General features: G+C 60.4%; 20 protein-coding genes. 10 read left to right on the top strand and 10 right to left on the bottom strand.

The genetic code is table 11. The features are described 5' to 3' along the window. Nucleotides 1–71: 71 nt before the first annotated feature. Nucleotides 72–2,018: an ATP-dependent DNA helicase RecQ gene (locus tag U1A53_RS05390; RefSeq protein WP_322279477.1), complete on the bottom strand. Its 1,947-nt coding sequence runs from the start codon at nt 2,016–2,018 to the stop codon at nt 72–74. A gap of 69 nt (nt 2,019–2,087) precedes the next feature. Here U1A53_RS05390 and U1A53_RS05385 point away from each other — a divergent pair, with 69 nt between their 5' ends. After that, nucleotides 2,088–2,813: a DUF1080 domain-containing protein gene (locus U1A53_RS05385; protein WP_322279475.1), complete on the top strand. Its 726-nt coding sequence runs from the start codon at nt 2,088–2,090 to the stop codon at nt 2,811–2,813. Nucleotides 2,814–2,923: 110 nt separating this feature from the next. On the opposite strand, the gene tig is transcribed toward U1A53_RS05385, so the two are convergent. Next, a complete protein-coding gene (gene tig / locus U1A53_RS05380; protein WP_322279474.1) occupies nt 2,924–4,273 on the bottom strand; it encodes a trigger factor in 1,350 nt (449 codons plus the stop codon). Nucleotides 4,274–4,406: 133 nt separating this feature from the next. Between tig and U1A53_RS05375 the strand changes: the two genes are divergently transcribed. Continuing rightward, the gene (locus U1A53_RS05375; protein WP_322279473.1) at nt 4,407–4,904 is read left to right on the top strand and encodes a hypothetical protein; all 498 of its coding nucleotides are present in this window, start codon (nt 4,407–4,409) and stop codon (nt 4,902–4,904) included. Between the two features lie 4 nt (nt 4,905–4,908). On the opposite strand, the gene U1A53_RS05370 is transcribed toward U1A53_RS05375, so the two are convergent. Continuing rightward, complete coding sequence (locus U1A53_RS05370; protein ID WP_322279472.1) at nt 4,909–5,205, bottom strand: Smr/MutS family protein; 297 nt, start codon at nt 5,203–5,205, stop codon at nt 4,909–4,911. A 119-nt stretch (nt 5,206–5,324) separates the two neighbouring features. Between U1A53_RS05370 and U1A53_RS05365 the strand changes: the two genes are divergently transcribed. Together U1A53_RS05365 and U1A53_RS05360 are read left to right on the top strand one after the other, a co-directional pair. After that, nucleotides 5,325–7,178, top strand: coding sequence for a SulP family inorganic anion transporter (locus U1A53_RS05365; protein ID WP_322279471.1), 1,854 nt, complete (start codon nt 5,325–5,327; stop codon nt 7,176–7,178). A gap of 11 nt (nt 7,179–7,189) precedes the next feature. After that, nucleotides 7,190–8,296: a site-2 protease family protein gene (locus U1A53_RS05360; protein ID WP_322279470.1), complete on the top strand. Its 1,107-nt coding sequence runs from the start codon at nt 7,190–7,192 to the stop codon at nt 8,294–8,296. A gap of 84 nt (nt 8,297–8,380) precedes the next feature. Here the strand turns inward: U1A53_RS05360 and pbpC are convergent, their stop codons facing one another. Further along, the gene (pbpC, locus tag U1A53_RS05355) at nt 8,381–10,636 is read right to left on the bottom strand and encodes a penicillin-binding protein 1C (protein ID WP_322279468.1); all 2,256 of its coding nucleotides are present in this window, start codon (nt 10,634–10,636) and stop codon (nt 8,381–8,383) included. A 422-nt stretch (nt 10,637–11,058) separates the two neighbouring features. Here pbpC and U1A53_RS05350 point away from each other — a divergent pair, with 422 nt between their 5' ends. The 4 genes from U1A53_RS05350 to U1A53_RS05335 all read left to right on the top strand — a co-directional run bounded on the left by U1A53_RS05350 (nt 11,059) and on the right by U1A53_RS05335 (nt 14,716). Next, the gene (locus tag U1A53_RS05350; protein WP_322279467.1) at nt 11,059–11,892 is read left to right on the top strand and encodes a prephenate dehydratase domain-containing protein; all 834 of its coding nucleotides are present in this window, start codon (nt 11,059–11,061) and stop codon (nt 11,890–11,892) included. Nucleotides 11,893–11,901: 9 nt separating this feature from the next. Beyond that, on the top strand, nt 11,902–12,294 hold the full coding sequence (locus U1A53_RS05345; protein ID WP_322279466.1) for a hypothetical protein: 393 nt from the start codon (nt 11,902–11,904) through the stop codon (nt 12,292–12,294). 30 nt (nt 12,295–12,324) lie between these two features. Further along, entirely contained in the window at nt 12,325–13,332 is a 1,008-nt protein-coding gene (locus U1A53_RS05340; RefSeq protein ID WP_322279465.1) for a hypothetical protein, read from the top strand. Nucleotides 13,333–13,741: 409 nt separating this feature from the next. Then, nucleotides 13,742–14,716 carry a DUF1080 domain-containing protein gene (locus U1A53_RS05335; protein WP_322279463.1) on the top strand — a complete coding sequence of 325 codons (975 nt, stop codon included), beginning with the start codon at nt 13,742–13,744 and terminating at the stop codon, nt 14,714–14,716. 18 nt (nt 14,717–14,734) lie between these two features. Here the strand turns inward: U1A53_RS05335 and U1A53_RS05330 are convergent, their stop codons facing one another. Then, nucleotides 14,735–15,616 (bottom strand): LuxR C-terminal-related transcriptional regulator, encoded by an 882-nt coding sequence (locus U1A53_RS05330; protein ID WP_322279462.1) that lies wholly within the window; start codon nt 15,614–15,616, stop codon nt 14,735–14,737. Nucleotides 15,617–15,733: 117 nt separating this feature from the next. Continuing rightward, complete coding sequence (locus U1A53_RS05325; RefSeq protein WP_322279461.1) at nt 15,734–15,868, bottom strand: hypothetical protein; 135 nt, start codon at nt 15,866–15,868, stop codon at nt 15,734–15,736. A 166-nt stretch (nt 15,869–16,034) separates the two neighbouring features. On the opposite strand from U1A53_RS05325, the gene U1A53_RS05320 reads away from it, so the two are divergent. After that, nucleotides 16,035–16,472: a hypothetical protein gene (locus U1A53_RS05320; protein ID WP_322279460.1), complete on the top strand. Its 438-nt coding sequence runs from the start codon at nt 16,035–16,037 to the stop codon at nt 16,470–16,472. 258 nt (nt 16,473–16,730) lie between these two features. Here U1A53_RS05320 and U1A53_RS05315 read toward each other — a convergent pair whose 3' ends face one another. The 4 genes from U1A53_RS05315 to U1A53_RS05300 all read right to left on the bottom strand — a co-directional run bounded on the left by U1A53_RS05315 (nt 16,731) and on the right by U1A53_RS05300 (nt 21,142). Next, nucleotides 16,731–17,462, bottom strand: a complete 732-nt coding sequence (locus U1A53_RS05315) for a VTT domain-containing protein (RefSeq protein WP_322279459.1) — start codon at nt 17,460–17,462, stop codon at nt 16,731–16,733. 4 nt (nt 17,463–17,466) lie between these two features. After that, complete coding sequence (locus tag U1A53_RS05310) at nt 17,467–18,633, bottom strand: PQQ-binding-like beta-propeller repeat protein (RefSeq protein WP_322279458.1); 1,167 nt, start codon at nt 18,631–18,633, stop codon at nt 17,467–17,469. A gap of 47 nt (nt 18,634–18,680) precedes the next feature. Continuing rightward, nucleotides 18,681–19,790, bottom strand: coding sequence for a hypothetical protein (locus U1A53_RS05305; RefSeq protein WP_322279456.1), 1,110 nt, complete (start codon nt 19,788–19,790; stop codon nt 18,681–18,683). A gap of 77 nt (nt 19,791–19,867) precedes the next feature. Continuing rightward, on the bottom strand, nt 19,868–21,142 hold the full coding sequence (locus tag U1A53_RS05300; RefSeq protein ID WP_322279455.1) for a PQQ-binding-like beta-propeller repeat protein: 1,275 nt from the start codon (nt 21,140–21,142) through the stop codon (nt 19,868–19,870). A gap of 112 nt (nt 21,143–21,254) precedes the next feature. Between U1A53_RS05300 and U1A53_RS05295 the strand changes: the two genes are divergently transcribed. Then, nucleotides 21,255–23,111, top strand: coding sequence for an ABC-F family ATP-binding cassette domain-containing protein (locus tag U1A53_RS05295; RefSeq protein ID WP_322279454.1), 1,857 nt, complete (start codon nt 21,255–21,257; stop codon nt 23,109–23,111). Nucleotides 23,112–23,413 lie beyond the last annotated feature (302 nt).

The following is a 23,413-nucleotide window of genomic DNA, read 5'->3' as shown; positions in this document are numbered from 1 at the left end:
GTTGTTGGCATGTTTTCCGGTGGTTTCACCACCGGCTAATTTCTTGTGAGCCTCCGGCTCGATCTGCTGCATCACCGCACCATGCTCTCCGCCTGCGCAAGCACATCGGCAAACGGAATGCGTTCGAGCAAACCGAAGCTCGGATGCCTGCCGAGGCGTTCGCGACTGGTCGCAGGACTGGTGAGACCGCAGAGGAAACGGGCGAGTTGGCGTGACGATCTGAGAGCGGCTTTGCGTTCGGCGATGACTTCGTGGATGGCCGCGACATGCTCGACGGTGATCGGCGGCGGCGCGGATTGCGGGATTTCGCGCGGCGAATCGTCGATGATGCCTTTTTCGCGTTCTTTGCAGCTCGTGCAGGTGCCGCAGTCAGTTGCGGTGGCTTCGCCGAAGTAGTTAAGCAGCCATTTCGTGAGGCAGCCGCGATGCTGGGCGAGTTCGAGTACCTGGCGCAGACGCTCGACATCACGTTTCTCGCGTTCGGCGAAGAGTTGCTGCATCTTTTTCGTGATCTCCTTCGGATCGCGACGATGCGCGTCTTCGGCGAGGCGATATTTCTGCCGGCTGCCGCTCGGTTTGAGTTCAATGTCGCCAGATTCTTGAAGCCAGGTGAGCGCTTTGAGCACGCGGTCGCGTGGTTCGTTGAGTTCGGTGGCGGCCTCGTCGGGATTGAGCGTGATCCATTTCGTGCCGCGCTTGCCGCATTGAAACAAGCTGCGCAGAAAAGTCTGTCGCTCGGGTTTGTGGCCGGAAAGAATGCGCTGCTCGGGCTGGATGAAGCGGAATTGATAGCTGGCGTAAAAAGAGCCGAGCGGACGCAGGATGCCGTCGAGTTCGAGATTGGTGATGACGGTCTCGATGACGAGTGGACGGATGTCTGTGGCATGAGAAAGGTCGTACATTGAGATGTCGAACTCGCCGCCTTGCAGCAGCAGGTGATCAAGAAGCTGACGGATGGCCTGCGGCGTCGGTGTGTCGCCAAACGTGAAGTTTTCCAGCACGATGCAGTCGTCGGCACAGGCGAGCATCTCGCAGACAGACGTTTTGCCATCGCGACCGGCGCGACCGGTTTCCTGCGAGTAGTTTTCGAGGGTCTTGGGCAGGTTGTAGTGATACACGGCGCGGATGTCCGCTTTGTCGATGCCCATGCCGAAGGCGATGGTGGCTACAATGACATCCGTCTGGCCATTCATGAACGCATCCTGCGCGGCGTGACGATGCTCGTCGGGCAAACCGGCGTGATAGGCGAGTGCGTTGACGCCATTCCTCTGCAAATGCGTGGCGACGTGCTCGGCGGTGTTTTGCAGCGTCACATAGACGATGGAAGGCACCTTGCGCTTGAGCAGCAGCTTCGTGAGCGTCGGCAGACGCTGCTGCGCGGTGCAAGGCGTGATGCGGAAGTGCAGATTCGGCCGCAGAAACGAAGTCTGAACATGATCCGCCTGCTCAATGCCAAAGGCGCGTCGAATATCCGCCGCGACTGATGGCGTGGCCGTCGCTGTGAGCGCGAGCACCGGCTTGATGCCGAGTTCTTTGGCCACGAGTGCCAAGCGCAGGTACTCGGGCCGGAAATTATGCCCCCACTCGGAGATGCAGTGCGCTTCATCGACGGCCATCATCGAAATGCGCAGACGCTTGAGCCGCTCGACGAAATTTTCATTCATGAGCCGCTCCGGAGCGATGTAGAGCAGCTTCAGCGTGCCGTTGCGCATGTCATCAAAGACCTGCGCCGCTTCATCTGCCGAGAGGGATGAGTCTAGCCGGGCTGCCGCAATGCCGCGTGCCCGAAGCGCCTGCACCTGGTCTTTCATCAGCGCAATCAATGGCGAGATGACCAGCGTGACGCCGTCCATGAGCAGCGCAGGCAGTTGGTAGCAGAGCGATTTGCCCGCGCTCGTCGGAAACAAGGCCAGCGCACTGCGTCCGGCCAGCAGCGCTTCCATCACCTGCTCCTGCCCGGCACGAAAGGCCTTGTGGCCGAAGTGCTGTTTGAGTGCGGCGTGAAGATCGTGAGGCATTCGCCACTCATGGCACATTCAGGCTTCTGCCTGCAATGCAAACCTCGCCTGTTTCGTTCTCTTGAGACCATGAAGACGATCCTGCTCTCCCTCCTTGCCCTGTCTGCCGCTGCTTTCGCGGCTGACGAAGGCTTCACCCCGCTGTTCAACGGCAAAGACTTCGCCAACTGGGTCGTGCCTGAAGGCGACAACGGTCACTGGAAGGTGATCGACGGTGTCATTGATTACGACGCTTGCAGCGAGGCGCCGGGGAAGGACAAGAACCTGTGGACCGCGAAGGAATACGGCGATTTCACGCTGAAGATCGACTGGCGACTCAAGCAGACCACCGGTCTCTACGACATGCCGGTCGTGTTGCCCGATGGCACGCACAAGCTCGATGAAAACGGCAAGGAGATCAAAATCCCGACGCCGAACGCTGACTCCGGCATCTACCTGCGCGGCGTGGGCAAATCCCAGATCAACATCTGGTGCTGGCCGGTCGGTTCCGGTGAAGTCTATGGCTATCGCATGGACAAAACCATGCCGCCCGAAGTCCGCGCTGGTGTGACCCCGAAGGTGAAGGCCGACAAACCGGTGGGTGAATGGAACACCTTTGAGATCACGATGAAAGGCGACCGCCTCACCGTCGTGTTGAATGGCAAAACCGTGATCGAAAACGCGCAGCTTCCCGGCGTTCCCTCAAAGGGAAAACTCGGCCTCCAGCACCACGGCGGTAAAAATGCGAAGACCGGCGAACTTTCTCCGGCCTCCAGCCTGATTCAGTTCAGGAATGTTTCGATCAAGGAGTTGTGATCGGGTCAAGGAGTCAAGGCTTCACCGGTCAAGAAGTGGTCAAGTGTCGTGGTAGTGACCGACTTGACCATTCCTTGACCTCTTGACGAATCCTTGACGGCGCAGCCGCATCACTTGCTGTGCGCGTCGCAGTGTTCCGGCTCGGGGTCGGTTTCTTCGACGGCGGCCTTGTCCTTGAGGAACTCCATGGCTTCCTGCAGGAGCAGGTCACCGCGGACATTGTCGATGAGGCCGCTCTTCTGAGCTTCGGCCATGAATTTCTTCGCCGGCACCTTCTGACGCTCGGCAAGCTGGGCGAGGGCCATGGCGATCTTCTGGCCGGGGACTTCGAGAGATTCCTTCTTCGCGATTTGTTCGAGGATGAAGCTCACCTTCACGTTTTGGCGGGCCTGATTGGTGGCGCTGTTGAGGATCTCGTCCTGCTGCTTCATGAGTTCTTCCTCGCCGATGCCCTGCTGCATGGCACGCATGGCGATCTCATTGGTGCGGCGCTGGGCTTCGCGGTTCACGACTTCCTGCGGCAGTTCAAATTCCACCTTCTCAAAGAGATGGGCGATGACCTGATTGGCCTTCGCCGAGTCACGAGCCTGCTCGCGGCGGCGGCGGATGGCGTCACGCACTTCTTCGCGCAGCGTTTCGAGCGTCATGTCATCTCCACCGACCTTCTTGATGAGTTCTTCGGTGAGTTCAGGCACGGCCTTGTTTTTCACGCTGAGGCATTTGGCGGCCAGGGCGATCGTTTTGCCACGCAGGGCTTCAAAGTTGAAGTCGTCGGCCAGGGTGATGTTGAGCGTGCGCTCCTCATCTTTGGCGATGCCGACAAGACCTGCGTAGAAGCCGGGGAGGAAATCATCTTCTTCAGCGAGGAGGAACCAGTTTTCCTTCATCTCCATGAGATGAGCAGGTGCGTCGGGCATCGCTTCGCCGAGCGGCTGGCCGTCGAGGCTGCCGGTGACGCTGAGGACGACGACATCGCCAATGGCGGCGGCACGGTCCACGTCTTCATAGGTGGCCTGGTGTTCGCGGAGGTGAAGGAGATCGTGGTCCACATCGGCGTCGGTGATTTCGATGCGCGGGAGTTTGACGGGAATGCCGGTGTATTCAGGCAGCTCAAACTTCGGTGCGAGGCTCATCTCGATGGTGAAGCTGAAGCTCTTGTCCGTGTCGTGATACATCTTGTCGTTCACGGCGAGGACGTTCAGGAGTTCGAGGCCTTCGCTCTTCACAGCCTGGCGCAGGCCTTCGCTGATGAGCTTTTTCTCGAGTTCGTCCTTCACCTCGTTCTCGTAACGCTTGGCGACGATGCTCTTCGGCGTTTTGCCGGGGCGATAGCCGGGCAGGCGCACCATGCTGGCGAAGTAGGTGATGATCTCGTCACGCTCTTTGCCGACTTGATCGGCAGGAACGCGCACGTGGGCGACGGCGCGGCAGTTGGGCTGGTGTTCGACGTTGATGTTCATGGGGGAAAATGGGGGAGAAAACGTGTTCCTCAAGACCAAGGCGGGGCTGCAAACCAGCCGCCGGGTCCGGGGGGCGGGCATGCTAGGGCAACTTCCCGGTTTGACAACCCCGGAAAACCCGGTTCTTCCCCTCATGCGTTTGTTCCAACGATTCGAAGTCTGGCTGCTGCTCCTCGTGGGCGGCATCGCCATCTGGTGGTCCTTTCAATCGAACACCACCCCGGTCGAAGACGGCCCCGTGGCCGGGATGAACGCTGATTCGCCCCTGCAGCTCCGCCGCTGCACGCTGGAGCGTGATTTTGGCAATGCCCGGCTCGATCTCGAAGTCCGCTACAAGAACACCAGCCCCCGCCCGCTTTCCATGCAACCGCCGGACGTGCGCCTGATCAATGCCGCTGGCAAGGATGTGCCCCCTTTCATCCTGCCCGTCGAGCGCCCCGCCAGCGTCGAGGCCCATACCACTGCCGACATCCGCCTGCGCTTTTGGCTGGAAAAAGCCGACCTCACCGGCCCTCTGACCCTCGACATCCGCGGCCAGAAACTGGAAGTGAAGAACCACACGCCCCTCGATCTCGAAAAGCTGGAGAACGCGAAGCCGAAGGTGTGGACGAGCTCGAAGTGGACGCAGTAATTGCTCACGCCTTCAAAACCACCCACGTCGCGCCCCAGGAGCCGCTGGTTTCATCGGCGGGCCAGATCCATTGCTGAACTTCGGGCAGTTTCGTGAGCAACTGATGCACGCCGGTTCGCAACGTGCCGCTGCCTTTGCCGTGAATGATGCGGACGCGGAGGATGCCGCGCTTCCGGCATTCGGCGAAGTATTCGGGCAGCAGGCTGCTGATTTCATCCGGCCGGAAGGTGTGGAGATCAAGCTCCGGGCCGATGGGGTGCTCCACCAGTTCGGGAATCGCGTCGTCATCGGCTTCAGGCATGCAGTGAGTGTGCGCACGGCGGCAAAGGGCGTCCAGCAGGAATCGAATGCGCGCCCGGCTTGTGCTTCACGCTCCCGCGTTTAGCATGCGCCAAACGTTTCCCGAGGAGTTTTCACTTGTTGCCGCACCTTCGATCCTGGTTCCAGCGTCTGCGTGACATCACACAGCAAGGCCGCGCATTGCTGCAAAGCGTTGTGGCCGACAGCGCGCTCGATCCCTTCCCGCTGCGGCGTTCCCTGCCGGGCTATGGCAAACGCACTTTCGCAGCCGATGCGCGCGCGGGCTTCACGGTGGCGCTGCTGGACATCCCGCAGGGCATGGCCTACGCGCTGGTGGCCGGGCTGCCGCTGCAATACGGCATCACCTGCTCCGCCATCGCGGCGCTGGTGGGGCCGCTGCTGGCTTCCTCACGCCATACGATCTTCGGGCCGACGAATGCGACGGCCTTCATGGTGTTCTCCTACTTTGCGGCGTATCCGCAGCTCGACCGCATCGGCATGATGCCGCTGCTCGTGTTCATGACGGCGGCGCTGCTGATCATGGGAGCGTTTCTGCGCGTGGCGGACCTCACGCAGTTCATCAGCCGCACGGTGATGGTGGCGTATGTCACGGGAGCATCGATTTTGATCACGGTGAACCAGCTTCCTGTGCTGCTGGGCATTCCGGCGGAGGTCTTGCAAGCCAGCGGCAAGCTGGTCATCACCTTTCCCGGCCATGTGCAACGCATCCTCACACATCTGGATCATGCAAGCTGGCTGAGCATCGCTTTTTCCGTGCTGACTCTGGGGAGTTTTCTGAGCTTCAAGCGCTGGCTGCCGCGCTGGCCGGCGTTTGCCATCACAATCATTCTTGTTTCGCTGCTGGGGCTCATTCCAACGGCATTCGGGCTGCATGTGACGACCTTCAGCAACGCCACCTTCACCTGGAGCGAGCTGCTGCCGCCGTTTCCTGATTTCATCTCCAGCGGGGCGCTGGCGGATGCGAGCCGGCTGTTCGGGCTCGCGTTCGCCCTGGCCTTCCTCGCGACTTTGGAGAACAGCGCCATGTCCAAAACGCTCGCCAGCCGCACGAATCAACGGGTGGACCCGAACCAGGACATGCTTGCGCTCGGTGCCTCCAATCTGGCCTGCGCTTATCTGAGCGGCATGTCGGCCTCGTGCTCGCTCACACGTTCGGCCTTGAACCACGCCTCGGGTGCGCGCACCGGCTTCGCCAGCATGTGGAATGGTTTCTGCTGCCTCATCGGAGCGCTGACGCTCGGCGGAGCCGTGGCCTACATTCCTCGTTCAGCGCTGGCCACGCTGGTCGTGTGCGTGGCGGTTTCTCTGTTCAACAAGCGCCACATCCTTATTTCCATCAACGCCACACGTTCGGATGCGCTGGTGTTTGTCGTCACACTGTTTGCCACACTGATGCTGCCGCTGCATGTGGCGATCTTCGTCGGCATCGGTGTTTCCATCGTGCTGTATCTGCGCAAAGCGAGCCGCCCCTCGCTCGTCGAATACGAGTTTAACGAGGAAGGTCATCTCACCGAGGCACGCCAGGGCGGACGCCAGCATCCGGCGATCTCAATCGTGCATGTCGAGGGCGAGCTGTTCTTCGCCTCCGCCGATCTGTTCCGCACGCAGATCCAGCGCTCCTGTGCCGACCCGAACCTGCGCATCGTCATCCTGCGGCTGAAAAACGCGCGTCACCTCGACGCCACCTGCGCGATGGCGATTGAAGAGCTCGTGAACGTGCTGCGCGCTGACGGCCGCGATCTCATCATCAGCGGCGTGGTGAAGGATCTTTATCGCGTTTTGAAGGATTCCGGCCTCGTGGATGTCGTGGGCAAAGACAACATCTTCCCCGCCAGCCCCTCAAATCCCAACCTCGCCACGCGCAACGCCCTGCGGCGCGCCCAGGAGATCCTCGGCATCAAGGACGCTGACGTGCGCATCTACTACGATCCGTCCAAGCAGCCCAAGACGTAATCTCTCGCATCATGAAATGGTCCTTCCGCATCTTCACCTTCGCAGGCACCGAAGTGCGCATACATGTCACCTTCTTTCTGCTGCTGGTGTTTGTTGCCGGACAGAGTTTTCTCAGTGGCCAGGGCACGGCATCAGCCCTGGAGTCCACGCTTTTCATCCTCACGATGTTTGCCTGCGTGTTGCTGCATGAATTCGGCCACGTCCTGGCCGCGCGTGGCTACGGCATTCGTACGCCAGACATCACGCTGCTGCCCATCGGTGGCGTCGCGCGTTTGGAACGCATGCCGCGCAAGCCGTCGCAGGAGCTGGTCGTCGCCATCAGCGGCCCGCTGGTCAACGTGATCATCGCCGCGGCGATCTATCTGGGGCTCGGCATCAACGCGGAGTTCAACCCCGGCTACGATTTTCTCAAAACGGGGAACTTCTTCGAGAAGCTCATGGTTTGGAATGTCCTCATGGTGGTCTTCAACCTCATCCCGGCCTTTCCGATGGATGGCGGTCGCGTGCTGCGGGCCCTGCTCGCAATGTTTCTCGACTATGGACAGGCCACGCGCCTGGCAGCATCGATTGGGCAGGGCATCGCCATGCTGGTGGCCATTTATATGCTCCTCATCGCGAAGTTTGACCCCATGATTTTGTTGATCGCTTTCTTCATCTTCATGGCCGCTGGTCAGGAGGCCGCCCACGTCACCCAGCAGGAAGCCACCCGTGATCTGCGGGTACGCGACGCCATGCTCACCGATTTCCGCACGCTGCCACCCCACGCGAAGCTGCGCGATGGAGTGGAATTGCTCCTCGCGGGGGTACAGCAGGATTTTCCGGTGCTCGATGCACACGGCGGCATGCAGGGCATGCTCTCACGACGGGATCTGATCTCCGCGCTGGCCGAAAACGGCCCCAAACATCCTGTGATCGATGTCATGCAGCCCTGCCCACAATCCACGCAGCCGGCTGTCGATCTCACCCAGGCTCTTGATGCTCTCAGCGCCAGCGACTGCCCCGCCCTTCCTGTGACCGACCCGCTCAGCGGCGAACTCGTCGGCCTGCTCACGGCTGAAAACATCGGCGAGACGTTGATGGTGCGAGCGGCGTTGATGAAGGCCCGGCCCGCAGTTTAAAAGCCCTTCATTTCTGACTCCTCCGGGATCGAGTTTGAGCACATTGTTCACGCCTTAGTGTGAACAACGCACCTGTGCCGAGGGCTATTCTTCCTGCACGATGACAAATGTTTTCGTGCTCAAACCGCTGGCCTTATCACGCAGCTCGATCTCATGCCGTCCGGGCTTGAGGATGGCAAAGGTGTGATCGGCTTCAGTGCGGAGTTCGAGTGTTTTGCTGCTCCAATGCGGCTGATCCGAACCGGTGGCTTGCAGGAGGAGGCGGTTGCCGTTGTTGCGGATGTCGGGATCGAGGATGACAACGGTGCCGGGGATAGGATTCGTGATGCGCAGCGCCGGTCTGGCATCTGTTTCGGCGAGGGTGATGAGATCGCCGAGCCAGTTGGCGCTGGTCGGAATCCACGCGGCGTATTCGCGGGGCAGGATGGCGCGGCCACGCTGGTCGTAATCGCTCGCCTGGGCCACAGGCGGCATCTTTTCGGCGATGAACCACTCCTCTCGGCTCAAACGCGAAGGAGGCGTCAGCGGCGTGAGGCGTTTGCCGGTGCGCGGGTCGATGCGCGCATGCATGATGGCCGCAGGGCGGTCAAACCAGGTGGCGGGATGTTTTTCGTGCAGGTGCAGCATGACATCGCGAAAGATCGGCCCTGCGCCGGTGACGCCGCTGACGTCCTGCATCGGTGTGTTGTCGAAATTGCCGACCCACACGCCGACGGTGAACTCGCGCGTGAAGCCGAGCGTCCAGTTGTCGCGAAAGGTGGAGCTGGTGCCGGTTTTGACAGCGCACTTGAACGGCAGACGCAGCACCGAGTAACTGCCGAAGGCCATCTCACGCGCCTGATTGTCGCTGAGGATGTCGGCGATGAGCCAGCTTTCGTTTTCGCCAAGCAGGCGGCGTTCTTCCGTGGGGGGAGCATCACTGCGCAAACTCCACGGCTTGAATCGACCAAGCCGTGCGAGACAGGCATAGGCATTGGCGAGTTCGATCAAACGCACGGAGGCGTTGCCGATGGTGAGGCCGAGGCCGTAGTGCGCGGCATCTTCGGTGAGCGTGCTGAGGCCGAGTTCGCGTAGTCGTGGCAGCAGCGTTCCGGCCCCGCCGATGGAATCGAGCACACGCACGGCGGAAATGTTGAGTGAGTTGCCAAGCGCGTTGCGATACGTCATTGGCCCAAAGCTGCGCAGCGAGAAATTCTCCGGACGATAGGTGCCGGATGAAGTGGCAAACTCGACAGGCAAGTCAGCGACGATGCTCGCAGGCGTGGCTCCGCGCTCGAAAGCGATCAAATACGTGAACGGCTTCATCGCCGAGCCGGGCGAGTGCGGTGCCCAGGCACCGTTGATCTGGCCGCCTTCCGTCGCAAAAAAATCGCGCGATCCAGCAAGCGCGAGCACGGACCCGGTGGCGTTGTCGATGACCACGACGGCCCCATGCGAGACATGGCGTCCTTTGAGCGACTCCAAGCGCTGCGCGACGATCGTCTCGACCTGCTGCTGAAGCGTGGCATTGAGCGTGGTGCGAATCGTCGTGGCATCGGCAGCACCGCGCAGCATTTCAATCGCGTGCGGAGCCTCAAATCCGCCGCTGAAGCGTTGCAGGACGATCTTTTGATCCAAAGCGACACGATGCTGCTCGTCATCGAGCCAGCCGAGCGTGTGCATGTGATCAAGAATGCGGCGTTGGCGCGGCAAAACGGCCTCCAGGCTGCGAAACGGGTTCAAACGGCTCGGCGACTGCGGCAACGCGGCGAGCAACGCACATTCGGCGGGTGTGAGGTCGTTGAGCGGCTTGTGGAAGTAGCCCGAGGCAGCAGTGGCGGCTCCGGTCATGAGATTGCCGAAGGAAATGCGGTTCAGGTAGGCGGCGAGCACATCCTCGCGGCTCCACGACATCGCGAGGCGACGTGCTTGCAGCGCCTCGACGATCTTGATCCCCAGCGTGCGTTTGCCGGAGCGCGGCGTGGTGTTTTTGATGAGCTGCTGATGAATCGTGGACGCACCGGAGACGATGCGTCCGATGCGCGCATTGTCCCAGGCGGCACGGGCGATGGCGAGGGGATCGATGCCGCCATGGGAGAAGAAGCGTTTGTCCTCGGTGGCGAGCACCGCGTGAACCAGCGTCGTCGGAATCTCCGCGTATGTCACTGGCGGCGCGGAGCGTGTGCCGTCTTCGTTCAGCAGATGTCGCAGCGGTGTGCCATCGCGGGCGAGGTAGAGCGTGGAACTGGGCGGTGGTTGCAGCAAAGCTTCGGGCAGAGGCACGAGCCATGGCACGCCCCACCAGCCTGCGGCCAGCAGGGCGGCGGGAATGGCGAGACGTTTGAGCCAGCGACGAAGCATGCGGCATTCAACGCGAGATGAGCGTGAATTCCACCGGCTTGCACAGCGCCGAAGGTGCGTTTCTCCTCAGCCCAGGATGCAATCCTGGGTTTGCGACGCGATCAGCCACGAATCGAGATGAAGCGCTGAAGGCGCGGCATTCGACGTTTGGCACTGTGACAGCCAACGTGTGCGCGGAGTCGAGTTCCGCCCTTTCAGGGCTGCATGATGATCTGTGCCGTGTGATCTGCGATGGACCCAGGACTGGCGTCCTGGGCTGAGGAATCGCACGCCTTTGGCGTTTAAGATCTCGTTACTGTAGAGGCAGGCTTGAGCATGCCTTCTGGGATGGCGTGAACGTCGGAAGGCTGACGCCTTCCTCTACGAACCGAGCGGACACAGCTTGACCACACGCGCGCACCACCGCAGCATGCATGGCTCGCATGAATCCGCCGCCAACCATCGCCTGCCTCGGTCCTGAGGGCAGTTTTTCGCATCTGATCACGCAGATGCGCTTTCCCGGCGCTGAGGTGAGTCTGCGGGACAACGTGGGCGATGTGTTTGCCTACATCGCCGCGAATCCTGCGGCGCTGGGCATCGTGCCGATCGAGAATTCGTCGGGCGGCTTCATCATCGACACCGTGGACTGCCTGGTGGACGCGCGTTCCGGGCTGACCATTTTCGAAGAACTGACGCTGGATGTGAAGCTGGCGCTGCTGGGACGTGCGGAGGAAAAAATCACCTCGATTCACTCCCATGCGATTCCGTTTTTCCACTGCGATGAGTGGCTGCGCGCGAACTATCCGCAGGCGAAACGTGTGCCGGAAGCGAGCACGGCCAAGGCGGCGGCCAAAGCCGCCGCCACACCCGGTGCCGCCGCGATTGGCCCCAGGCAGAATGCCGAACGCCACGGGCTGCAGGTGCTGCATTTTCCCATCGCGGGAGAGACGCCGAACATCACTCAGTTTTTCCTGGTAGGGCATGGGGTGAGCACGGCATTGCCGGTGCATGACCGCACGGCGCTCGTCGTGGAGCTGCCGGACCGTCCGGGCAGCCTGTGCCGGTTCCTGACGCCGCTGAGCGATGATGGCATCAACATGAAACGCATCGAGTCGCGCCCGATCCGCGGCCAGCCGAACAAGTATCGCTTCTACATTGAGATCGAAGGCTCCATGGCTGATCCGGAGGTGCAGCAGGCGCTGGATCAAACGCGGGCGGAGGGTGCGACGATCCGCAGCGTGGGGTCTTATTCCGCCGGGAGGCGGTTTGAGTCGTGAGAAGTCAATATGAAGCTTTGCGCCACCGAATGTGTCTTTGATGAGTTAGATGATGACGGAATTGCTCGCGTTTGGTTTGCTGATCAATCGCAAACACCACCGACCTATTTCACCTTGTGTCGTGCAGCGACTGATCCTGGTCACAATGCTTACTTTGAGCGGGATGATCAAAAATGGGGCTCTCACGGTCGAGTCATCAACGCTCATCTGACAACCAACTCGGTGACCATGCAACTTGATGCTGGGTTGGCAGCATCGTTGGCCTTGAAGCAAGTTGTCGAGATTTCGTTCATGCTTGGTAAGGTCGAGCTAAACTCGTTGGAGCGCTGCTTGGTTGCCATCTTGGGCTCCGATGTAGTGACACGAAGCCTTGACCATCATGATCACAGCTTGCAGCGTTAGCACAGCTCAATTCGATTTCTCATCCCCTGTATGAAACACCTCATCCTCACCTGCTGTCTCGGCCTTGCGGCCAGTTCATTCGCCGCCGAAACCATCTCGAAGCGAGCGAGCGAGATTGATCCGCGTGCCAAGGAGCATCCCGAAATCGACTTCGTGTTCACGGACAAGAAGGGAAAGCCGCAGGACATGCAAAACGCGAGCGTCGATGTGAACGTGAAGCCGCAGGGCAAGCTGGTGATCTGGCTGATGGGGCACAACGCGGGTTTGTTTGAGCGGCTGAACAGCTACGGGCTGCACGCGATCCAGGTGCATTACGCGAACAAGTGGTTCGGCATCATCCCGGCGGCGCGGCGCGATGATGGCAAGACGTTGGGCGACATCCGGCTCGAAGCGTCCATTGGCGAGGATCGCAGTGATCTCGTGAGCATTCCGCAGCCGGACGGCATGATGGAGCGTTCGTTTCAGTTCGTGAAATGGCTCTCGAAAGAGCATCCCGCAGGCAAGTGGGAGCAGTTCATCAGCGAGGACGGCAAAGGCCTGCGCTGGGACAAGGTGATCGTTTCCGGCGCATCGCATGGCGCGACGACCTCGGCACGTTTCGCGAAGCATCAGAAGGTGGATCGCGTGGTGTGTCTCTGCGGGCCGCGTGACAATTACGAGAGCTGGCAGGCGCTGCCCTCGGCGACACCGGGGAACCGCGTTTTCGGCTTCAGCCATGTGCTGGACGGCGGATGGACCGGCGACCACTACTGCCGCTCGTGGGAGATGATGGGGCTGAACCAGTTCGGACCCATCGTGAATGTGGACATGGTCGCTCCGCCGTTTGAAAACACCCGGCGGCTGATCACGGACGCGGATGTGAAGGGCGATGCCGGGCGTGCGCACGGCTCTGTGACGCCCGGCGGATCTGCCGTGAAGGACAAGGACGGCAAACTCATCCACGAAGCGGTCTGGAAGTATCTCTACACGCATCCGGTCGATCAAACCGGCTCGCCAACACCTGCCGATCCCGACTGCGTGAAGGATCAGCGCAAGTAAGTGGCACGCTGTGGTGGATTTGCGGTCCGGGTTCTGGCAGCGCCAAGGGCGCGGTACTCCTCAGCCCAGGATGCAATCCTGGGTTCACAGGCAAGGCCGCGCACGGCTTGTCGGTGAGCCCTGAAAGGGCGGCACTCGACACCGTGCGGTTTTTATACGGGTTGGGGACGATGCAGGCACGGTGTCGAGCAGCGCCCTTTCAGGGCTTCACCCAATAGAGAACGTTGGCTATCGCGCTGGTCCCAGGGCTTCGCCCATGGGCTGAGGAGTCACGCGCCGTTGGCGCTGAAACAGCACAGCCCGCCGGTTGTTTTCATTCATCCAGCACGAAGGGCCGCGCAAGACATGTGAGAAAGGTAGGGCAGGCGGCGTTTCTCCCCGCCCAACTCAAACCCCAACCTGTCTGCTTATGTTCTCCTCGATTCGACTTCTCTCTTTTTCCGCCGTGCTTGGCCTCGGTGCTGTTTTGAATGCCGCTGACAATCCTTTCATCGGCCGCTGGGCTTTGACGCTGCCGACGGGTGGTGCTGGATGGCTGGGCGTTGAGTCCAAAGACGGCACTCTTAGTTCCAGCGTGCTTTGGGGCGGCGGCAGCGTGGTGCCAACGGCGGGCACGAAGGTCGATGGCGACACCTTGATCGTGACGCGTGAGCAGAAGAACAAAGAAGGAAAGCTGTCGGCCATCGAAACGATCACCGCGAAGATTGAAGGTGACGCGCTCAAGCTTACGACAGTGAAGAAGAACGCCGAGGGTAAGGAGATCGGCCAGCCTGCGGAGTTTGCGGGCAAACGCATCGCCGACATCCCGGCCAAGCCTGATCTCGCGAAGGTGAAGTTCGGAGATCCGATCCAGCTCTTGAATGGCAAGGATCTCACCGGCTGGCGTTTGCTCAAAGAAGCCGACAACGGCTGGAGTGTCGTCGATGGTGTGCTGCAAAACCGCGTGGTGAAGGCCAAGGACAAGCACTTCGGCAATCTGCGCACGGACGCGGAGTTTGAGGACTTCAATCTGAAGACCGAGGTGCGCACGCAAGAAGGCAGCAACAGCGGCATCTACCTGCGCGGCATTTACGAGGTGCAGATCATGGAAAGCTTCGGCAAGCCGCTCGATTCGCACCACATGGGCGCACTTTACAGCCGCATCACCCCGAGCGTGAACGCGGAGAAGCCGATCGGCGAATGGCAGACGCTGGACATCACGCTGGTGGACCGCCACCTCACGGTGATCCTCAACGGCACCACCATCATCGACAACCAGCCCGTCCTCGGCTGCACCGGCGGCGCAATGACCAGCGATGAGTTCAAGCCCGGCCCACTTTACCTGCAAGGCGACCACACGAACGTGGATTACCGCAACATGGTGCTGCGCCCGGTGATGAAGTGAGCAGCGGTTTGTCTGTCATCACACCGCCAGACGTTCCATCACGGTTTTGACGGCCTTCTGGCGGTTGTCCACACCGAGCTTTTTGAAGATATGCTCGATGTGGTGGTTCACTGTTCTGGGCGCGATGGCCAGAATCTCGGCAATCTCAGGGTTTTTCTTTCCCTCGCACACCCAGTGCATGACCTCGGCCTCGCGCTCCGTGAGGTCTAGGTTTTGCAGGCGCTCAATGGAGATTTTGGCCGACTCCTCGCGCACCAGCAGGAAAAAGCGCTCATCCCTGCGACGTGCGAGCGACATGACCACGCGGCGCTCGCCGCTTTTGATCTCCAAGGGCGACACGCCGGCACCATTCCCGCCGGCCACGAGTTCCAGCCACTGACGCACCGAGGCCGGAAGCATGTAGCAGGAGGCGCCAGGTGCGCGCTCCACTGTTTTGCCGAAGAACCAGTGCGCGGCCTTTTCGCCTTCGAGAATCTCGCCGTTCTCTGTGGCGATGATGAGCTCGCATGTCGCGGCTGGCGGACTTGTCTCGTCCGAGGCCGGCTCCGCCACCTGCGTGGTCTTGCCGATGATCGAGCTGTGGTGCGGAGGACTCTGGCTGCTGTTATGGAAAATGATCCGGTGGTTGGCGATGCGGACCTCATCGCCATTGCGCAACCGACGGGCGCTGGTGAGGCGGATGCCGTTGACCAGGATGCCATTGCGGCTGCCGAGGTCGTTCAGCCACCAGTCATCATTGTAATTCATCAGCAACGCATGGCGGCGCGAGACCTGCACATTGTTGATTTGCAGGTCATTGTCCGACCTGCGGCCGATCACACACGGGCCGGAAAGCAGCAGCGAGCCACCCCCCCATTTTAAGCATGCCTGGCCTGTCTCAGCCTTGGTTGTCGCTGACATGGAAGGATTTAGCGCGGGATGGGGCGGTTCGCAACGCCGACAAAAAAAGTTCAAAATATGGGCAGGTCTGCCCATAGCGCATTTTTCGATCCGAGACCATGCGTGAGGTGTTTCACCCTATTCTGCCATGAAAACTGATGTTTTGGATCCCATCCAGGCGCTCTCGTCGAGGGCCTGCACGTTTTCCAGCAGCGCTGCCTTGAGGATGCCGCGCCCTTCCGGGGTTGCGGGCAACCAGCGCCCTTTCTGCATGCTCTGTGTTCACTGCCCCAAGTGTCTGGAAAGCCCACACACCGTCACCTGTGAGTTATGCGCCGCCTGCAAGGCGTGTTCGCTGCACGGGTGCAGGGACGGTTGAGCAAAACTATTTTTAAGGTCAGGAGTGGTCGGAGCGTATGATTTACAACCATCCACCACTATGAACACGATCCCTGACACCACTGGTCAGGCGGCCTCGTTTCAACAGGCTGCCAGTGCCAAGAACGCCGAAGCGCGTTTTGTAACCCGTCATCTCCACCGCGTCTGGCAGTTCCGCCGGATGCGGGCCACATTCCTCCGGCCCTTCCGCCAAGCGATCCGCCCTCTGCTCGTCTGGCTGCGACAGGAGCATGTCTTTGTCAAAAGCGGCCAGTTCGGCGCCCCCCCCGTCGGGCTCAAACTGAAACAGTTCGGCTGGGAGACGATCGCGTTGACCGTTGTGCTTGGCCCCCTCGCCTTCATCATGCTGCTGCCGCTGCTGATTCTCATCTTCCCGGTCGCCGTGCTCATTGGTCTTGCGGCCGTGATCGTGGCCGCCATACAGACCGATGCTGAAGATGCGGAGCATCACACGCTGGCATGGCATGCGATGCATTGAGAGCGGCGCACCCGTTTTGCGATGTCCTCCATTCAGCGTTTCTTCATCCGCGTGCTGCCGTCTGCATGGGCGCGCAGCATGGAGGAGGAGTCGAGGCAGTGGAGGGTGCGTTGTGACTGCGGTCACGCACGTTCCATTTGGGACATGGGCGGCATTCGTTGGAAGGCGCGCGGCAATCCCAGGCGGTATCTGACCTGTCCGGCGTGCGGGAAAACAGGATGGCATGTCGTGCGCAAGGATGCGTGACACGAAATGCGGTCACGCGTTACGCTGCTTCTTCATCATGCGGTACACCAGCCACGCTGCGATGTTGATCACCGCCATCGCCGCAAGCAACTGCGCGAAGGTGGACGCGAGGCTCCCTTTGCCCAAGCCGCTGCCCACCAGGCTGAATGCCACGTTCAGCGGCAGATAACCCAGCCCCGTGCCGAGCAAAAACCGGCTGTGCCGCACCGGCGTCATGCCCAGCAGCACATTTAGAACGAGACCTGGCACCATGAGCTGCCGTACCCAGAACACACGCATGATGGAAGGTTTTTTCAGCAGCTTCTTGAGCCACGGCCATTTCTCTGCACGCGATTCCGCCGCACGTCGAAATCCATGACGCGACAACACGAACGCGCCATACGAGCCGAGGGTCGATCCGATTAGCGACAACACCAAACCTTCACCAAAACCAAAAATCAGGCCTGCGGCGGCACACAACGGCAATCTCGGCACGCCAAGCATCACCACGACAGCACACGCTGCGACAAAAATGCCATGCGCCATCCAGCCAAACTCACGCACAAGGCCCTTCCACGTCTGCACATTCGTGATCCACGCCTTCAGCGGCGTGAAATGCGCGAGCGCCATGAACGCGGCCACCAGCAGCACCGCCAGCAGCACCTGGCGTGTTTCTTTGTTTAAAGCACGCGACGTCTCCTGCTCCACCTCGGTGGAGATCGCGATGTCGAGTTCCTCGGACTCCGGAATCGGATCGTCAGGCATCTCGTTATTGCAGCTTCCAGAGTTTCGCATCGCTGCGCACGTAGATGGCGCCACCCGAGATCGCCGGCGTCGTCAGCACAGTCTCCTTCAGTTCGATCTCCTGCGTCACTTTGCCCTCTGGCGCCTCGGGGTCGATCGTCTGGAAGATGCCGCGTTCATTCACCGCATAGATGCTTTTCCCGGCCGCCACCGGCGAACCGCTGAACGGCCCCTTCAGTCGCAGTTTCCACAGTTCATCTCCATTCTTCAGGCTCGCTTTGATCAGCACGCCCGCGCCATTCACGACGTAAATATGATCGCCCAGCACCAGCGGACTCGCGGTTCCTGGATTCAGCTTTTCATTGCGCCACAACTGCGTCACCGCACCCTTCTCTGGTGCCAGCGCCGTGATGCCGTGAGACACGGCATACAGAAGCTCACCTGACACCACGCTCGAAGGTGTCGTGCTCGCGCCATCCGTGTAGTCCCAAACCGTCTTCCCCGTCGCCGGCTCCACCGCCAGGATGCCCTTGCTCGACTGCAAGGCCACCGCGCCCTTCCACAACGTCGCGCTCGACCAGTTCGCGGCCTTGGGACGCTCCAGCTTCCATTTGTTGCGCCCCGTCGCCACATCCAGGCCCGCCGCGAAGGATTCGCTGTCATTCTCGCTCTGCACCACAAGCGTCCCATCCATCACCACCGGCGACTGCGCCATGCCCAGGCTGTTGCTCGCGTTCGCATAATCAAACGTGAGTCCTCGCAGCCAAAGGAGATTTCCACCCAGATCGAACGCGAAGAGGTCATTCGAAGAAAACAGCGCAAACACCCGCTCTCCGTCGCTGCACGGAGTTGGTGCCGCCACGCTCGTCTTCGGATGCGTCATCGTGCGTCCCGTCGTGCGCATCACGCGCTCCCATTTCTTCGCTCCATCCGTCGCATTGAAGCAAAACACATGCAGCGTCTCCTGCCCTGGCCCGCTGGAGCACGTCACGAAGACCTTGTCGCCCACCACAATCGGCGCCGAAAGCCCCCGGCCCGGCAAATCCGCTGTCCACGCGATTTTCAGTGTCTCCGCCGGCACCTTTGTCTCGCTCGAAACCGCCGTCGCATTCGGCCCGCGGAATTGCAGCCAGTCGGCGAAGGCAAAAGACGAAAGATGAAGGCAAAAAACTAAAACAAAGGAGGTCTTCATGGTCTGGAGCGCTGGGTCAGGAATTTTTATCTTTAAGATCGCATCATTCATCTTTCCGCGAGAATCGCCGTCCCCGTCGCATCACACACACGGAGCTGGAACTCCCACTCCACCGTCCAGTTCTCTTTCTGCTCATTCTGGCAGCACTTCACCAGCAGCGTGTTCTTCCCCTTCTTGAGCTGACACGGCAGCTTGTACTGATCCAGCTTCGCACCACGATGGTACTCATCGCGTGCGAAGAGCAGCTCGCCGTTCAGCCACACCTTCCAGCCGTTTTTGCAGCCGATGCGGATCTCCGCCGGCCGGTCGCTCTCGCTGAAGAAATCCGTCGCCGCATAGCCCACCGCGCTCTTTTCCATGCCGAAGGGCTTGTTGAAGTCGATCTTTCCGTACTCGTCCTTGCTCGTGAAATCCACCCACTTCACTGCCGTTGTCTTCCCCTCGTAGTTCGCGTCGAACTTCAGCTCCTTCTCCGGCGGATACACTGTGTCGAAACCGCCGCGATCCGCGTTGCTGAACGGCGCGATGAGCTTCCAGCTCATCAGGAAGCCAAAATGCCTCGGCAGATCGACCTTCTGGTCCAGATCACGCAGCTTCTTCGTGAGTTCCTTGATCTGATCCTCGTCTCGGGCACCACCGAGACCCTTCGTGAAGGCCGCGACCGCTTGATCCTTGTCCTTCTTCTCCAAAGCAGCGTCACCAGCCTCAATTAACTTCGCCACCGGATGACGGCGCAGATCACTGCTCACGTCATTGAGCAGCGTTGGCGTCAAGCTCTCCGCCAGCTTCGCATCCGCACGCTGGATCAAATCAAACGCCACCACGCGTGGTCCGGGGCTGTTTTGCGCGTCCTTCAAAAACGTCACCAGCGTCTCCACCGGCAGTTTTTTCGCCTTCAGCGCCTCATCCGCGATCACACCGACAGCGGCTCGGATCCAGTTCTCGGCCAGCGGATTCGCGCCGTTCATGCCCTTGAGCACTTCCGGTAGATTCGTCGCGTCAGCTTTCACGATCTCCTGCCACGCCTTTCCTGCCGCCTCATTTCCCTGCCCTTCTTTTTGCACACTGCGCAGAGCTTCGATGGGTTTCGACAAATCCCCCGCCGCATGCAGAGACACTGCGGCGCAGACCAAGAGAGCAAGAACGGGTGGTTTCATATTCAAGAGTGGCAAGTTTTCACAAAGAACGCGCCACGCCAAGTGGCACTTTTGCATGGTGCTGATCGTAGAAACAATCAACCGGCCGCCAGATCGTAGCAGAAAATCTGATCCTGCGCGCGAATGAGCAGCTTCTTCTCGTGAATGCTCGGGTGTGGCCAGCTCGGGCCTTTGACGGCGGGCAGTTTGAAGGTGCCGTGCAGCTTGTAGCCACTCGGTGTGGCCTCCATGAGGCCCATGGTGCCGTCCTGCCAGCGGAAATAGAGCTGGCCTTCGGCGCTGATCACCGCCGCGCTTTCGCGACCGGGCCGCTCGCTCTGCTCCCACACGACCTTGCCGGTTTTCCATTCGAGACAGACCGGGATGCCGTTGTTGTGGCCGCTACCGGCATAGATGTGATCACCGATGCGCACCATGCCACCGTGGTGGTTTTGAAACGTGGCGGCCTTGAGAAAATACTTCTCCTCAACCGCCACACCATCCCCGTCCTTCTTGAGCTGAAGCAACGCCGCGCCCGTGCCGTAACCGGATGAGGTGAAGACATAATCATCCCACACCAGCGGCGTCGGGATGTTCGCCGTGCCGTTCGCCACCGCGTTGTAGGTCCAAAGCGTTTTGCCATCGCTGGCTCGCACGCTGACGAGTCCGCGGCCCACCAGGGTGATGTATTGCTTCACACCGCCGCCGTTCGAGATCACCACACCAGTGTAACCCGCACCATCTTTGCCGCGCGTGCCCACATCGGCTGGAAGCGACGACTTCCATTTCACCATGCCCGATTTCTTGTCCATCGCGGCCACGATGCTGTCATTGCCGCCTGGCACGCCGATCACGAGATCGCCATCGACGAGCGGTGACTCGCTGAAGCCCCAGCCGCTCATGATCAGGCCGCCGAGATCGGCCGTGTAGCTCTTCCGCCAGAGCAATTCGCCGCTCTCCACGTCGCAGCACGCGAGGACGCCGTCCTTGCTCACGGCATACAGCCGCTCGCCATCAAATGTCGGCGCGCCGTTCGGCTGATCGCGTTTGTCGCTGATCACCGTGCTCCACACTTCCTCCTGCGTCATCAGATCGAAGGCAGTGAGCGACACGCCCTCCTTGCGGTTGCCCACCACAAACACGCGCCCCTTCCCCACCGTCACTGATCCCATGCCGGCGCCCGCGCCTTTGATCTCCCACAGCAGCCGCGGCCCCTCCGCCGGCCAGGACTTGAGCAAGCCGGTCTCCGCTGAGATGCCATCGCGGTTTGGACCACGAAACTGATGCCAGCCGGGCGGAAGTGTGTTGGTTTCGGCGGAGACCAACAAACTCGTCGCGAACAGCGACACGATGAAAAGGCGCGGGGGATGCATGTGGGAGTGCAAACGCCTGCCAGCGGCTGCTTTTTCCCCAGCGGGCATGAAATCGCCTGCAAACTCGACAGGAGACGAATCAGGGCCACTATGCACGCCCCCAAATTCCCGCATGCTCTCCGTTTCCAATGTCAGCAAAACCTACGCCGGCCGCACTTTGTTCAGCCAGGTGTCGTTCCACATCAACCGTGGCGAAAAAATCGGCCTGATCGGCCCGAATGGAGCCGGCAAATCGACGCTCTTCTCGCTCCTGCTTCAGGATACCACGCCGGATGATGGTCAGGTGGTCATGGAGCGCGGCATCAGCTTCGGCTTCCTGCCGCAGGAGAGCGCGCCGATTGAGGATGTGACAGTGCTGGAACTGGCGACCGGTCATGTGGACGAGGATCACCGCTGGGAAATCGAGCCGAAAGCCAAGCGCATCCTCAGCGGTCTCGCGTTTCGCGAATCCGACTTCGAGCGCAACGCCCGCACTTTGAGCGGTGGCTGGGTGATGCGCGCGCATCTCGCACGCCTGCTCGTGCAGGAGCCGGATCTGCTGCTGCTCGATGAGCCGACGAACCATCTCGATCTCGAATCGCTCATCTGGTTCCAGAATTACCTTCAGAGCTATTCCGGCGCCATCCTCATGATCTCGCATGACCGTGAGTTTCTCAATGCGCTCACCAATAGCATCCTCGAGATCGCCCACAGCAAGATCACCCGCTACGTCGGCAACTATGACAACTACCTGCGCGAGAAAGCCGCACGCGCCGAGCAGTTGCAGGGTGCTTACGACAATCAGCAGCGCGAACTCGCCAAGATGCAGGCCTGGGTGGACAAGTTCAAAGCGAAGGCCAACTTCGCCTCCCGTGCGCAGGACAAGGCGAAGATGATCGACCGCATCGAAAAGGTCGATGCGCCTGTCGCTGACGCCAAGACGGTGAAGTTCCGCTTCCCGCAGCCGATTCGCAGCGGTCAGCGTGTCATCCGCGTGAAGGACGTTGATTTCGCCTATGGCACGCAGCCCGTTTACAGCGGCCTCAATCTCGAAATGGAGCGCGGCGAGCGCACCGTGCTCGTCGGCCCGAACGGCGCGGGCAAATCCACGCTGCTCAAACTTCTCGCCGGAGCGCTCACACCGCAGGCCGGTGCCTGCGAACTCGGCCACAACGTCAAACTCGGCTACTTTGCCCAGTATCGCGGCGATGTGCTGAACATGCGTCACACCGTTCTCGAGTCCGCCATGGACCTGCCAAGCCGGCCCGGTGAAAACATGTGCCGCACCTTGCTCGGCTCCTTCCTGTTTCACGGCGATGATGTCTTCAAGCCCGTCGGCGTGCTCAGCGGCGGTGAAAAATCACGCCTCGTGCTCGTGCGCCTGCTGCTCGATCCGCCGAATTTCCTGCTCATGGACGAGCCGACGACGCATCTCGACATGGGCAGCATCGACGCGCTCATTGGCGCGCTCGATCAATACGAAGGCACGCTCGTCTTCATCAGCCATGACGTCCACTTCATCCGCCAGATGGCCAAGCAAGTCCTGCACGTCAGCGCCGGCGTCATCACGCCCTATGCCGGGGATTACCAATACTACCTCGACAAATCCAAGGCCGGCTCCGCCCGCGAAGCCCTCACCGCCACGCTCCACAACGCCCAGCCGACCACCTGGACCGCTCCCGCCGTCCGTGAGCCGCCCAAGAGCAAGCAGCAGCGCCGTGCCGATGCCGATGCCCGCAATGCCTTCAGCAAAGCCAAAAAAGAGCTCGATCTGCGCATTTTCAAGATCGAGCAGGAACTCGCCACGCTCGACAAGCGCAAGCACGAGATCGTCAATCTCCTCCAGGAAGAAGCGATCTATGCCGACGCCGCCCAGTTCCGCGTTCTCAGCGCTGAATTGGAAGCCGTCGAGACCAAGATTCCCAAACTCACCAGCGAGTGGGAAAAGGCGGCGGAGGAGTTGGAGAAACTGGTGCCTGTGCCTGCTTGAGAGCGGTAAACTTCAGCTTCTGACATTTGGGCTGTCGAATTGAAAGGTTTGGCCAGTTTTCTTTCATTATTGGCCACAAAACGATAGAAACTTTCGATCTTCCGGATCGATTGAAAGAAACCGCCTAGTTTCTTTCAATCATGAACCAAGGACAGGTCGCACGCCGCTTTTCGGACATCTTCCATGAAGACCACGAGAACTGCCTGATGCCACGAAAGCTCTGCAACGCATCCAAACCCTCGGCATCGTCCGCGAGATCAACGGCGGCAAGCACGGCCGCCTGTATGCTTACGACGCCTATC

The organism is Prosthecobacter sp. (assembly GCF_034366625.1).
Lineage (GTDB): Bacteria > Verrucomicrobiota > Verrucomicrobiia > Verrucomicrobiales > Verrucomicrobiaceae > Prosthecobacter.
This window is presented reverse-complemented; position numbering and strand designations above follow the sequence as displayed.